This is a genomic window from Nocardia sp. NPDC006982 (assembly GCF_042869435.1).
Taxonomy (GTDB): domain Bacteria; phylum Actinomycetota; class Actinomycetes; order Mycobacteriales; family Mycobacteriaceae; genus Nocardia.
The window spans coordinates 561454-574260 of record NZ_JBIAFV010000006.1 but is presented as its reverse complement, the minus strand read 5'-3'; the positions used below and the strand labels follow the sequence as shown (position 1 = coordinate 574260).

Annotated in this window: 10 protein-coding genes and 1 pseudogene; 5 read left to right on the top strand and 6 right to left on the bottom strand. The window is 65.6% G+C overall.

Annotation, left to right across the window (positions count from 1 at the left end):
• Nucleotides 1-183 precede the first annotated feature (183 nt).
• The 4 genes and pseudogenes from ACFYOW_RS26635 to ACFYOW_RS26620 all read right to left on the bottom strand — a co-directional run.
• Nucleotides 184-822, bottom strand: a pseudogene (locus tag ACFYOW_RS26635) (RNA-guided endonuclease InsQ/TnpB family protein); the annotation flags it as partial.
• Between the two features lie 121 nt (nucleotides 823-943).
• Complete coding sequence (locus ACFYOW_RS26630) at nucleotides 944-1516, bottom strand: YdcF family protein (protein ID WP_387292273.1); 573 nt, start codon at nucleotides 1514-1516, stop codon at nucleotides 944-946.
• Between the two features lie 70 nt (nucleotides 1517-1586).
• Nucleotides 1587-2291 (bottom strand): flavodoxin family protein, encoded by a 705-nt coding sequence (locus tag ACFYOW_RS26625; protein ID WP_387292271.1) that lies wholly within the window; start codon nucleotides 2289-2291, stop codon nucleotides 1587-1589.
• Between the two features lie 368 nt (nucleotides 2292-2659).
• The gene (locus ACFYOW_RS26620; protein ID WP_387292269.1) at nucleotides 2660-5545 is read right to left on the bottom strand and encodes a BTAD domain-containing putative transcriptional regulator; all 2886 of its coding nucleotides are present in this window, start codon (nucleotides 5543-5545) and stop codon (nucleotides 2660-2662) included.
• Between the two features lie 134 nt (nucleotides 5546-5679).
• Between ACFYOW_RS26620 and ACFYOW_RS26615 the strand changes: the two genes are divergently transcribed.
• Complete coding sequence (locus tag ACFYOW_RS26615) at nucleotides 5680-6609, top strand: zinc-binding dehydrogenase (protein WP_387292267.1); 930 nt, start codon at nucleotides 5680-5682, stop codon at nucleotides 6607-6609.
• A gap of 158 nt (nucleotides 6610-6767) precedes the next feature.
• On the top strand, nucleotides 6768-7637 hold the full coding sequence (bla, locus tag ACFYOW_RS26610) for a class A beta-lactamase (RefSeq protein ID WP_387292265.1): 870 nt from the start codon (nucleotides 6768-6770) through the stop codon (nucleotides 7635-7637).
• Here bla and ACFYOW_RS26605 read toward each other — a convergent pair.
• Nucleotides 7626-8648 (bottom strand): AraC family transcriptional regulator, encoded by a 1023-nt coding sequence (locus ACFYOW_RS26605; protein WP_387292263.1) that lies wholly within the window; start codon nucleotides 8646-8648, stop codon nucleotides 7626-7628. The genes bla and ACFYOW_RS26605 overlap by 12 nt on opposite strands.
• Nucleotides 8649-8744: 96 nt before the next feature.
• Here ACFYOW_RS26605 and ACFYOW_RS26600 point away from each other — a divergent pair, with 96 nt between their 5' ends.
• On the top strand, nucleotides 8745-10283 hold the full coding sequence (locus tag ACFYOW_RS26600) for a flavin-containing monooxygenase (RefSeq protein ID WP_387292423.1): 1539 nt from the start codon (nucleotides 8745-8747) through the stop codon (nucleotides 10281-10283).
• Here ACFYOW_RS26600 and ACFYOW_RS26595 read toward each other — a convergent pair.
• Nucleotides 10256-11491, bottom strand: a complete 1236-nt coding sequence (locus tag ACFYOW_RS26595; protein ID WP_387292261.1) for an FAD-dependent oxidoreductase — start codon at nucleotides 11489-11491, stop codon at nucleotides 10256-10258. The genes ACFYOW_RS26600 and ACFYOW_RS26595 overlap by 28 nt on opposite strands.
• Nucleotides 11492-11571: 80 nt before the next feature.
• Between ACFYOW_RS26595 and ACFYOW_RS26590 the strand changes: the two genes are divergently transcribed.
• Together ACFYOW_RS26590 and ACFYOW_RS26585 are read left to right on the top strand one after the other, a co-directional pair.
• Nucleotides 11572-12039 (top strand): MarR family winged helix-turn-helix transcriptional regulator, encoded by a 468-nt coding sequence (locus ACFYOW_RS26590; RefSeq protein WP_387292259.1) that lies wholly within the window; start codon nucleotides 11572-11574, stop codon nucleotides 12037-12039.
• A 50-nt stretch (nucleotides 12040-12089) separates the two neighbouring features.
• Nucleotides 12090-12806 carry a hypothetical protein gene (locus ACFYOW_RS26585; RefSeq protein ID WP_387292257.1) on the top strand — a complete coding sequence of 239 codons (717 nt, stop codon included), beginning with the start codon at nucleotides 12090-12092 and terminating at the stop codon, nucleotides 12804-12806.
• The last annotated feature ends 1 nt before the right edge of the window (nucleotide 12807 follow it).

Here is a 12807-nt window from a genome sequence, read left to right as displayed (position 1 = left end):
CCGCGTCATCCGGGCTGGTTTCACACACCGGGTGGGTGTGTCAGAGCCGTCCCGTCGGCGGGCGTTGTTATCCGGGGCTCGTGCTTCGGGCTCCCGGACTCGGGCAAGATCCAGTTGCTCGCCGCGCGTAGCGAGGTTGACCGCGGCATTGAGATCACGGTCCATACGCGCACCACAATCACAGGTGAAAACGCGGCCCACCAACGTCAATTTCTCATTACGTGTACCGCAGTTCGAGCACAGCCGGCTCGACGGGAACCATCGGTTGATCGTGACCACTTCTCCGCCGCGCCAGGACTGTTTGTACCGGAGTTGGCGAGCGAACTCGCCCCACCCCGCGTCACTGATCGCACCGGCAAGACGCCGGTTGCCGAGCATGCCCGCGATGTTCAGATCCTCGATTACCAGCCGGTCGTGAGTCTTGACCAGCCGGTTCGACACCTGATGCAGGAAATGCGCGCGGATACTACGGATGCGGTGATGATGACGTGCCAACCGGGCAACGGCCTCGCGCCGATTACGGCTTCCCTTCTGTTTCCGTGTGACCGACCGGGCGAGCCGCCGTTGCCTGCGCATCCCGGTCACCAAAGGTCGCGGTTGATCAGTGATCCGGTCTAGCTCGACACCGCCGCTGGTGGCTGCGACCAGGAACGCCGACAACCCTCGATCAAGCCCCACCCAACCACCGTGATCACCGTAATCGTGGACCGGATGCCGGTGCGACGGATGCAATTCCGTGCACTCAGCGACGCTGACCATCCAACGACCGGCCCGCAGCGACACCGTCGCCGACAAGATTTTCGCCCGACCGTGGGCAATCATGCGCCGTAGCCGTCGGGTGTCCTCCCGCACCCGAATCGTGCCGATCACCGGCAAAGCGCCACAGCATCGCGCCAGCCACCGACAACAACTCCCTGAGACCCGATATCGCTGCGTTCGCGGTTCAACAACCTCGGTTGAAGAATGCCCGCACATAGCCCGCGGACTGCCTGAGGTACATCCAGGTCCAGAACTTCAGGCCGCCGTCGCTGGGACTGGCCACCATGGTCAACTCGCCGTGGAAGCATTTGCCGACGATGTACCTGGCCCGCGACACATGCGGGGTATAGGTCACCACGATGATGTGGTGCCAGCCGTAAAAGCTTGCACGCCGGGCGATCTCGCGCGCCTCACCGTCGGTCGTCCACGGATCGGGTACGAAACAGCTGACGGTGAACTCGAATCGGGGCGCGCAATACCGATCCATCACCGAATCGTTCTCGCCGGTCGATCGGGAAATCAGCAGTTGCGGTGCGTATCCGCGTTCGGCGAGATCGAGGCCGACGTCGAAACGTTCATAGGCGGTGCCGCCCAACACCACGATCGCATCGGCACGGCGCAACGGGTCGGTCTGCGGATGCACATACACCGGCAGACCCGCCACACCGAGGACTGCGACCAGGGCGAGCAGTGCACCGAAAAATAAACCAGCTCGTCGGAGGCCGGACACCGTTCCGACGATACCCGTGTCTGACATCGGCGCAGTTCACACCCGAATCCCGGTGTGGCACAGGATGTTCGGCGACCATGCCCGAACCTGCTGAGCCCTAACGATAGTCGGGGTTCTCGAAATCGAACCGGCAGCCCGCATCCCATTCGGAGCGTTGATTGCCGTGGGCGGGAATGCCGCTGCTGTCCTTCAGCATCCGGGCCAGATGCAACAGGTTCCACGTCATGAAGGTCGTATTGCGGTTGGTGAAATCGTTTTCCGGTCCGCCAGAGCCCGGATCGAGATACGACGGTCCGGGGCCGGCCTCGCCGATCCAACCGGCGTCGGCCTGCGGCGGAACCGTGTAGCCGAGGTGCTGGAGGCTGTAGAGGATATTCATGGCGCAGTGTTTGACGCCGTCCTCGTTACCGGTGATCAGACAGCCGCCGACGCGGCCGTAATAGGCGTACTGGCCGCGCTCGTTGAGGATCGACGAATTGCCGTACAGTCGCTCGATCACCCGTTTGGTGACCGAACTGTTGTCGCCGAGCCAGATCGGTCCGGCCAGCACCAGGATGTCGGCGTCCATCACCTGCCGCTGCAGCGCAGGCCATTCATCGGTGGCCCAGCCGTGCTCGGTCATATCCGGCCAGACGCCGGTCGCGATGTCGTGATCGACGGCGCGGATATGCGAAACCTGGACGCCGTTCTTCGCCATGATGTGGGCGCTGACATCGATCAGACCCTGTGTATTGCTCGGCTCAGGGGAGCGCTTGAGCGTGCAGTTGATGAACAGCGCCCGGAGGTCGTCGAAGGTTGTCATCCTCGAAGTGTGTGCTGGTCCGGGGGTCGCGACAAGGAGTTCGCCCGGCATGTCACGGACTCGTCAGATTGCGACTCGAGGTTCTTTCAGAAAGGTGCTGGACCGGGCGCACCGGCAACCGGTGCTGCCGGGGCGACCACGGCGTGCGCGGACTGCGTGGACCGGACCCGGCGGGCCCGCAGCCGCTGTCGATGCGACGCCCGCGATCGGGTGAACCTATCGATCGGAAACCGCGGGTGGACATGCCGATACGCCTTGCGTACCCCTCGCACACAAGTCGATATAGCGCGCCCGCACGACGGCGATCGCATCGACCCAGAGAATTCCAGGCAACCATCAGCATCCGATAAACGCTGAATAAACGCCGCCTAATCCGCGACGTCAGCGGTCGGCGCGGCACTGAAGAGCCGATCGATGGTGGGCGGGGCCAGCCCCGCGCGCCGGAAGATCTCGGTGGCCTCGCCGAACTCCGCCGCGGCCGGGCCGGTGCGTCCCTGTGCCGCCAACGCGCTCGCGTGCAGAGCCAGGGCGCGCGCCCGATCGATCGGATCGGCGGCCTTGGTGAGCAGCCGAACCGCCTCTGCGGCTTGGCTTTCCGCATCCGCTACAGCGCCGGCGCGCAACTGGATCTGCGCCAACCTGGTTCGCGCCCAACCCTCCCAGAGTCGCACACCATTGCGCTGCGCGATCCGCACGGCATCGCGACCGAGTTCGAGGGCGCGCTCGTGCTCGTCGCGCATCGATAGCGTGGCGGCCAATTCGTGGGTGGCCCAACCGAGTGCGACCGGATTCGAGGACGCCCGCGCCAGCGCGATGGCCCGATCCGCGATATCGATCGCCTCGTCGTATCGCCCTGCCTCGCAATAGGTTCGGGTGACCAAGGCCAGACACCAGGCCTGCATCGACCGGTCACCGAGTGCACGGGCGAAGCGCATCGCATTCTCGAAATGCCGACGCGACGTTTCGACATCGCCGAGTCGCCGATCGGCAATGCCGAGCAGTACCTCCGAAAGCACCGCGATCCGGCGATCGGCGTCGTCGGTGGATGGCTCGGCCGCCGCGTCGAGATATTTCAGACTCGCCTCGACCTCGCCGAGCCCGACCTGCAGCAGCGCGCCGAGCGCGACCCGGATGCGGCGTTCGCTCGCGTGCGACTCGCGAATTGCGGTGTCCAGCAATGCCGTCAGCGCCTCGGACAGTTCCCTGGCGCGGGTGCCCGCGTCCATCAATTCGGCCATTACCCAGGCCAGATCCGCCGCCACCTGCAGTGCGCGGCCACCGACCCTGGCGGCCTGCCGGTGCAGCGCGATCACTACCGGTCGCTCGACGTCGTTCCAGACCTGTCCCTCGGCGCCGCTGGTGAACTGCCGCCCGGGCACCGTGGTCGGAATCAACAGGCGCGTGATGTTGCTGTAGTCGATGGCGCTCAACAGGTTCTTCGCACCGGCGAGGTAGTAGTCCAGCAGCCGGACCAGCACCGCCGACTCGTCCTCGTCGGCGACGCTCTGGGCGAAAAGGCGCAGCAGATCGTGGAATCGGTAGCGGCCGGGGACCGTCGTCTCGAGCAGGCTCAGGTCGACCAGCGATTCGCAGATCCGCTCGGCCTCGGACTCCGCGATGCCGAGCACCGCGGCCACGCCGTCGACCGGCAGATCCGGGAAGTCGACGAGCGCGAGTGTGCGAAAAGCCTTGGCCTGCTGCTCGTTCAGCTGCCCGTAGCCGAGCCGGAACGCGGCCTCGACGCCGAGTTCACCGGTCTCCAGCACCGCGAGCCGACCCTTCTCGTCGGCCAGTCGCGCCGCGAACGATCCGATCGTCCATTGCGGCCGCACGGCCAATCGCGCGCCGACAATGCGCACCGCCAGCGGCAGGCAGCCGCACAGCGCCACGACCTGGCGTGCGGCGCCTTCCTCGGCCGCAACGCGTTCCGGACCGAGGATGCGGATCAGCAATGCCATGGCTTCGTCGCGCTCCAGTACATCGAGGCGAGTCCGGCGCACGGCGGGCATCTCGGTGAGCGCCGAACGACTGGTGATCAGCACGGCGGTGCCGGGTGTTCCGGCGAGCAGCGGCGTCAATTGCGCACTGCCACGGGCATTGTCGAGGACGATCAGCATGCGCTTACCGGAGAGGCGAGTGCGCAGTTCGGCCGCGCGATCGTCGACGGCGCCCGGAATCTCGCCCTCCGCGATGCCGAGCGCACGCAGGAATCCGCCGAGTGCGTCACCGGGTGAGGTCGGCACCGGATCGACACCGCGCAGGTTCACATATAGCTGTCCGTCCGGGAAGCGATCGCGCACGTGATGGGCCACATGCAGGGCCAATGTGGTCTTGCCTACGCCGCCCATGCCACCGACCGCGGAAATGGCGACCGCGCTGCCGCCGCCGGTCAACTGCTCGGCGATGTGCTCGACCAATTGCTCGCGGCCGGTGAAATCGGCGATATCCGGCGGTAATTGCGCGGGCACGACCGGTTCCGGACCGTAACCGTTCGATCGCGGTGTCGGCATTTCGGCACGCAGGATGCGTTCGTGCATCGCGGTCAGTTCCGGACCCGGTTCGACGCCGATCCCGTCCACCAGATCGCGGCGCGCCCGTGCGAACACTCCGAGCGCCTCGGCTTGGCGGCCGCAGTGATACAGCGCGGCCATGAGCAGTGCGCGGAACCGTTCGCGCAACGGATGCTCATCGATCAGCGGACCCAATTCGGCGACCGCGTCGGCGGCGCGGCCGACCTCGATATCGAGGGCGAGCCGGTCTTCGAGAATCGTCAAGTGCCACTGCTCGAGCCGGGTGCGGTGTCGTTCGGCGAAAGGTCCGGCCAATCCGCTCAGCGCGGGACCACGCCAGCGGTCGAGTGCGTCGATCAATGCTTCGCGTGCCGCGTCCGGCGTTTCGCCGCGCACCCGTTCGGCCCTGGCCACCAGGGCCTCGACCTCTTCGATATCGGTCGAGCCCGGCGGGATCCGCAATGCGTAACCGTCACCGACCGAGACCAGCACGGTCGACGGTGCCCGCGAAACCCGCTCCGGTTCCAGCACCCGACGCAATTGCGCGACATGGGTGCGCAGCGCGGCGATGGCGCGCGGCACCGGATCCTCGCCCCAGATCCCCTCCACCAATTCCGCTGCGGTGACCGACTTTCCGGCACGCAGCAATAGCGCGGCCAGTACCGCGCGACGTTGCGGAGGTCCCAATTCGAGCGGCGTCTCCCCACGCCACCCGCAGACCTCACCCAATACCGAAAACTGCACTGACCCGACCTCCCGGACCAGGGAGCTTACGCGCGCATCCGTCGAACGGCTCGTTCATTCCTTGACTATCTGGCGTTCATCGATCCCTGCTAACGCGGTTGCACCTCGACCGCCGGCCGATAGGGTGGCCGAACATGCGAGGTTTCATCACAGATCCGGCGGCGCGTGGCGGATTGCGGTTGACCGGCGATCTGCCGGAGCCGGATCCCGCGTCCGATGAAGTCGTCGTTGCGGTGCGCGCCTATGCCGTCAATCACGATGAGGTCAATTTGATCGCCCGCCGCTCCGATGGTTGGCGACCTGGTCAGGACGTCGCGGGTGTGGTCGTGCGGGCAGCTGCGAATGGCAAAGGCCCGGCCGTCGGTGACCGGGTGGTCTGCTACCTGGACTGGGAAGGCTGGGCCGAGCGCGTTGCGGTGCCGGTGCATTGCACGGCGGTGCTCGACGATCGCGTGTCCTTCGAAATGGCCGCAGCCCTGCCCATTGCGGGGCTGACCGCATTGCGCGCACTCCGCGTCGGCGGTGCCGTGCTCGGGAGGCAGGTGTTGATTACGGGTGCGACCGGCGGCGTCGGCCAGTACGCGGTGCAACTCGCGGTCGCGGCGGGCGCTCGGGTGACGGCACTCGTCAGCAGTCCGGAACGCGCGGCAGAAGCGCGTGCCCTCGGTGCGCGGCACGTCGTAACCTCCCTTGCCGAAGAAGGTTTGGGCCCGTTCCATCTGGTACTCGACGGCATCGGCGGACCGATCACGGCCCAGGCTGTTCGCCGCATTGCGCCCGGCGGACATCTCGCCTGGTACGGAAATATCGGCGGCGCAGCCGAATTAACCCTCGCCGACTTCTATGCCCAGGGCTGGAACGCACATATCGTCGGCTTCATCAGCCCGGTTCCCGAGGAGACCAAGGGCGAGGATCTCGGAATCCTCGTGGATCTGGTCGCCGATGGTCGGCTCACCCCGTTGATCGGTCTGACGCTCGACTGGGAGCAGACCGCCGATGCGTTCCGAGCGCTGTCCGAACGGACCCTTCGCGGTAAGGCGGTGCTGCGGGTGACTGCTGCCTGATACTCGGTCCCGCCGAGACCTCTGTCGCGCCTGTACGCTGCGACGATATCGATTCCGATATCGACTTTCGGCCACGTCGGTCTTGGACAGGCGGATCGGCACTGTGCTGTCGTGTCGTCATGACAAAGATCGGTAGACGCGGGCGGAGCTCGGCTCGCATGGGGCTCGTCCTGGTGACGACGGTGCTGCTCGGTGCATGTGGGAACGAGTCGAAAGATCCGGACCCAGCGCCGACTCCGGTGGGCCAGTTGGCCGGTATCGAACAGCAGCATCAGGCCAGGCTCGGGGTCCTCGCCGTCGATACCGGTTCGGGGAGGACCGTCGGCTTCCGTCAGGACGAGCGGTTCGCGATGATGTCGACTTTCAAGACGCTCGCATGTGCCGCGCTTTTGCACGAACATCCGCTTGCCACAGGGTATTTCGATCAGATCATTCATTTCACCGCGGCCGATGCGGCGGCTGCGGGCGGTTCGGCGGTCACCGGCACCCGGATCGACAGCGGTATGTCGGTGTCGGAACTGTGCGATGCGGCGATTACTCGCAGCGATAATGCCGCCGCCAATGAGCTGCTGAAACTGCTCGGCGGCCCGCAGGCGCTGACGCGGTTCCTGCGGTCCATCGGCGATCAGGTCTCCCGACTGGACCGCACGGAGCCCACGCTGAACACCGCCGTCCCCGGCGACGAGCGCGACACCACCACGCCCGCGGCAATCGCGGCCGACTATCGCGCACTGACGGTCGGCGACGTACTCGCCGCACCTGAGCGCGAGCAGTTGACATCCTGGCTGATCGCCAGCACCACCGGCGGCACTCGCATTCGCGCCGGCCTGCCCAACGATTGGAAGACCGGCGACAAGACCGGCACCGGCGACTACGGCTCGGCCAATGATGTCGCGGTCACCTGGCCCGCCGGAAGCGCCGCTCCGATCGTGATCGCGGTGCTGACCACCCATTCCAGCCCAGATGCCCAGGTGGACAATGCATTGGTCGCGGAGGCGACCAAAGAGGCGGTCGGTCTACTGCGGTAGCCGGTGCTGAGCACCCTCGCGCCGAACCGCGGTAGGCGTTGTGCCCCACCATCTTCGGCAGCATCGGGTGAAGGTGGCCTGTTCGGACAGTCCGATCAGCGAGGCCACCTGACTCATCGGCATATCGGTGGTGGTCAGGTAGCGACGGGCTTCGTCGCGGCGGACCGTATCGAGGATGGTGGCGAAGGAGGTGTCCTCGGTGGCGAGGCGACGTTGCAGTGTGCGCGGGTGGATCGTCAAAAGCCTTGCCACGGCGGTGATTTCCGGCGGTGCAGTACCCAGTAGTTGTTGTACGGCGGCGCGGACCTTCGGTGCGATGGCGGCGTCCGCGCCGCCGGACTGTCCGGCCAGGAAGGCCATGGCCAAGCGATGCAGATTCTCGTCGCCGCCGCTCAGCGGCCGGGTCGCCAGGCTGATCGGCACTCGCAATGCCGCCGCGGGACGCTCGACTCGCACGGGTGCGCCGAAGAACTCCTCATAGATTCGGATCGGCGCGGCGGGCCGGTACGGCAGTTCGACCGAGCGCAGTCCGTAGCGCACATCCACCAGTCGTTGAAATGTGCGATGCACGAAGGCGAGTCCGAGATCGGTGCCTTGGACCGGTGTCGGCCCGCCGGGCTGGACGCCATAGCGCAAGGCGGTCACGCTGCGGTCGCCATACGGGTCGGGTTCGATCGTCAGGCTGAGCGACCGCGCGTGCAGGAACAGATAGCGGGAACAGCATTCGAGGGCATCGGCGAGCGTCGGCGAATTGCGGATGGCCAGGGCCAGCGGGCCGAGCATATCCAGATCCTGTCGATGTGAAATGCGCAGTCCGAGGTCGGGGCAGTCGAGCCGCTGCGCGGCCAGCTCCAGCGCCGCAGCGACCGCCTGATCCGGTACCAGCAGATCATCGGCATCCAGAGCGGCGATCGGCAGTCCGACGGCGGTGGCGAACTCCTCGGCGTTCCCGCCCAGCTCGGCCACCGTCGCGCGAAATCCGCGCAACCCCGCGGACCGAATCACCGACATGTCGCTCAGAATCAAATACTTGTCGCGCAAAGTCAAGAAATCGGTCCAGTGGGCTCGCAGACTGGAACGATGAGGCCAGCATCGCGCAGCGATTCGATGAGGGGCGGTGGTCGGGTGACGGGTGGGCCCGAGACCGCCGTAGTTCCGGACCACCTCGATGTCGTCATCGTCGGCGCCGGGTTGTCCGGCATCGGCGCAGCGTATCGGCTGCAGACCGAATGCCCGGGCAAAACCTATGCCGTGCTGGAGGCGCGCGAATCGCTCGGTGGGACGTGGGATCTGTTCCGCTATCCCGGCATTCGCTCGGATTCGGATATGTTCACCCTCGGCTATCCGTTCAAGCCGTGGCGGGATGCGAAGTCGATCGCCGACGGTCCGTCGATTCTGCGCTACGTCGAGGACACGGCCGCGGAATTCGGCATCGACCGGCACATCCGCTACGGCACCAAGGTGGTCGGGGCCGACTGGTCCACCGCATCGGCGCGCTGGACGCTCACCCTCGAGCAGCGCGATGCCGTCGGCGGCATCACGCAGTGCACGCTGACCTGCAATTTCCTCTACGCCTGCGCCGGGTACTACAACTACGACCAGGGCCACTCCCCGGATTTCCCGGGCATCGACTCCTTCGCCGGACAGGTCATGCATCCACAGTTCTGGCCCGAGGATCTCGACTACGCGGGCAAGCGCGTGGTGGTCATCGGCAGTGGTGCGACGGCGGTCACGCTGGTGCCCGCGATGGCCGATCAGGCCGAATCAGTGACGATGCTGCAGCGCTCGCCGACCTGGATCAGCGCCGTTCCCGGCCGGGACAAGCAGGCCGACAAGATCCGCGAGCTGCTGCCGCCGCAGTTGGCGCACCGCGTGATCCGCACCAAGAACATCCTGTTCAGCATCGGTTTCTATCAGTACTGCCGTCGCCGTCCGGAGGCCGCGCGCAAACTGCTCACCGGTCTGACGGCGCGAATCCTGAAGGATGAGAAGGCTGTTGCCGAACACTTCACGCCGAAGTACGACCCGTGGGATCAGCGGTTGTGTGCTGTACCCGACGCCGATTTCTTCAAGGCGATGAAGAAGGGGAAGGCGCAGGTCGTCACCGACCACATCGAATCCTTTGTGCCCGAGGGAATTCGGCTGAAGTCCGGTCGAATCCTGGAGGCGGACATCGTGGTCACCGCGACCGGGCTGCAATTGCTGGCCTTCGGCGGCATTGCGCCACATGTCGACGGAGAGCCGGTGAACCTGTCGGAACAGTTCGTCTGGCAGGGTGCGATGCTCACCGGTGTACCGAATTTCGCGGTCTGCATCGGGTACACGAATGCCTCATGGACGTTGCGCGCCGACCTGACCTCGCGGTTGGTCTGCAAGGTCATCAACCACCTGGACCGCAATGACTATGCGGCCGTGGTGCCGAAGCCGGAAGGCAAGCTCGACGAGCGCCCGCTGCTCGATCTGGCGTCGGGCTATATTCAGCGCTCGATCGGCGACTTTCCGCGTCAGGGTGACCGGCATCCGTGGAAGGTGCGGCAGAATTATCTGCTCGACTCGGCTACGACCATGCGCACCAGTTTGCACAAGACGCTGGCTGCGACCCCACGCTCGGCGGTTCGTCACGCTGACCTTTCAATTGCCCGCTGAGCCTGGGGCACCCGCTGGGGTGTCCAGTCGATCCGGTAGTCGAACATCCAGTTCAGCGGGGTGACACCGGCTTTGGCCGCCTTCTTCAGGAAGTACGGCGTGAGCAGGCGGACCAGTAGGCGGGCGAGTCCGTTCGACGCCTTGTCGCCGCTGGTTTCCGCGCCATAGGCGACCACCTTCTCGACCCGCTCGCGGCGACAGTCCTCGAACGCGGCCAAGGCCGCGGCGGTATCCGGAATATCGCGCAGACAGAGAGCTAATGTCAGGGCATCTTCCACCGCCATGGACACGCCCTGGCCGGAGGAGGATGCCACGGCGTGCGCGGCGTCGCCGACGATGACCATATTGTCGTTGTGCCACTTGGTGACCGTCGGCATGTCGTACTGGTTGAAGGCGGGGACGAAGGTGTCATCCGTTGTGGCGGCGACGATCCGGGCGGCCGGGCCGCGATCCGCTGACAGCATTTCGACGAGTTGCGCTCGCCACTCCACTGATTCCGCCGGTGAAAGTTCCTGTGTCCTGGGCATATTCGCGAACCACCAGATCTCGCCGTCCGGTGCGACGAAGTAGCCGAAGAACGCCTTCTTCCCGAAGATCATGCTGTACACACCGGGCCGCAGCCCGAGTTCGCGATGCAGCCCCCGATCGCTTACGAATCCGCCGAGCCCGTAGATGCCGAGGAAGTGCGCCTTCGGCGCGGATGGATCGATGATTTCCCTTGTGCGAGAACGGATTCCATCGGCACCGATCAGTACATCTGCGTCCATCGTGGTGTCGTCGGCGAAGGCCGCACGTACGCCGTTCTCGGTCGACGTCGCATCCACCAGCCGCTTGTTGTACTCGAACCGCACGCCGCGCCGCGCCGCTTCGGCATTCAGCGCTCGATACATATCGCGCCGCTTGATGCTGTGCGTGACGGTGCCGTCGGGCAGCGTGCCGCCGATCGGCATATCGGTGATGTGCTTGCCGCCGCTGGTCGCGAACGACAGTGTGGCGGTCGGGTGCCCGATCTCGGTCACCACGTGATGCGCGTCCAACAGCGCCAGCGCCGACAGTCCGTTCACCGCCACCGTCAGATACGCGCCGATCTGCTCGGCCGCCGCCTCCGCGTACGCCTCGCACGCAATCGGCTCCAATCCGGCCCGCTGCAATGCCATCGCGGTGACCGGCCCGGCGATCCCGCCCCCGATGATCAGCGCCTTCTTCATGGTGTGCCTCCGAAATCTCTCTTGACTCTGTTGTATCTTGATTATCAAGACATAAGTAGTTTGACGATCAAGAGGCTTGAATGTCAAGAGAAAAATCAGAACTGGCCGAACTGCGCGCCGAACTCGGCCGCGAAGCGCAGGCGCTACAGGCCGCGGTCGACGCCGTCGACCAAGCCGCCGCGACCAATCTCGGCGTCAACCGCACCGACCTGCGCTGTCTGGAAGTCCTGTGGCACGGCGAATCCACCCCCGGTGCTCTCGCCGCCGAACTCGGCCTGACCAGCGGCAGCGTGACCACCATGCTGGACCGCCTCGCCAAACTCGACTACGTCGTCCGCCATCCGGAACCGGGGGATCGCCGCAAGGTCGTCATACGGATTACCGACGCCGCGATGGCCAAGGTCATGCGGATCTACGGGCCGATCGCCGAGGAGGGTGCGGGCGAGATCTCGCGCTACAGCGCGGCGGAACTGCGCCTCGTCCTCGACTATCTGCGTCGCTCGCGTGAGCTGCAGGAGCGCCACCGCACCCGGATCACGGAGCTCTGAAATACCTTCCGCAAGTGGGTGCTCATGGCGACAGCTGACATGATCACCCCATGATCGAATTGCGTAATGCACGGTGGGCAGTGGCAATGGCGGCGGCCGCGGTACTCGTCGCGGGCTGTAGCGGCAAGGACGACTCGGCGAATCACTCGAATTCCTCGGCGCCGTCCACCCCTCGCGAACAGTTGGTGTTGACCCCGGAGGAATTCCCCGCGGGCACAAAGAAACTCGATCTGCCGCCGGAGCAGCTGCAGTCGACGGTCGGCGATCTCACCGCAACCCAGCAGAACGCCACCTTCACACCGGCAGAATGCGGTTCCACGCAGCAGGATCTCGGAGCGGCGACCAAGGAGTTGCTCGCGCAGTCGTCCATCTCCGCGGCGACCGGTAAGTCGGGCCAGATTTTTGTCGAATTCGTCTCCGGGCGGACCGGAGATCTGCAACGGATCGCGGACGGCAATAAGCGCTGCGGTTCGGTCGAGGTGATCGCGACCTATGACGGCCATCAGGTCACCGCATCGGAGCGCGTCACGAGTCAGCCTGTGCCCCAAGGACTGAATGGCACGAACGCAATCGCCTACCACGCGACCAGCACCGCGACGACGGATGCCAGCGGCACTCCGCTGACGCAGAATGCATACCTGGGTTACGCCGAGGTCCGGGGCATCACGGTCGCGGTTCGCCTTGCCGCGCTGGATGATTCGCTCGACCAGGCGGCCTTCGATCAGTTCTTCGTAGCGGCGGTGCAGAAGGTGGTGAAGGCGGCCTAGC

Excerpts from the sequence above, each read along its gene's own strand:
- ACFYOW_RS26590 (WP_387292259.1), top strand. The coding sequence starts at position 11,572 with ATGTCAAGAGAAAAATCAGAACTGGCCGAACTGCGCGCCGAACTCGGC.
- ACFYOW_RS26600 (WP_387292423.1), top strand. The coding sequence starts at position 8,745 with ATGAGGGGCGGTGGTCGGGTGACGGGTGGGCCCGAGACCGCCGTAGTT.
- ACFYOW_RS26605 (WP_387292263.1), bottom strand. The coding sequence starts at position 8,648 with ATGTCGGTGATTCGGTCCGCGGGGTTGCGCGGATTTCGCGCGACGGTG.
- ACFYOW_RS26630 (WP_387292273.1), bottom strand. The coding sequence starts at position 1,516 with ATGTCAGACACGGGTATCGTCGGAACGGTGTCCGGCCTCCGACGAGCT.
- ACFYOW_RS26625 (WP_387292271.1), bottom strand. The coding sequence starts at position 2,291 with ATGACAACCTTCGACGACCTCCGGGCGCTGTTCATCAACTGCACGCTC.
- ACFYOW_RS26585 (WP_387292257.1), top strand. The coding sequence starts at position 12,090 with ATGATCGAATTGCGTAATGCACGGTGGGCAGTGGCAATGGCGGCGGCC.
- ACFYOW_RS26615 (WP_387292267.1), top strand. The coding sequence starts at position 5,680 with ATGCGAGGTTTCATCACAGATCCGGCGGCGCGTGGCGGATTGCGGTTG.
- bla (WP_387292265.1), top strand. The coding sequence starts at position 6,768 with ATGGGGCTCGTCCTGGTGACGACGGTGCTGCTCGGTGCATGTGGGAAC.
- ACFYOW_RS26595 (WP_387292261.1), bottom strand. The coding sequence starts at position 11,491 with ATGAAGAAGGCGCTGATCATCGGGGGCGGGATCGCCGGGCCGGTCACC.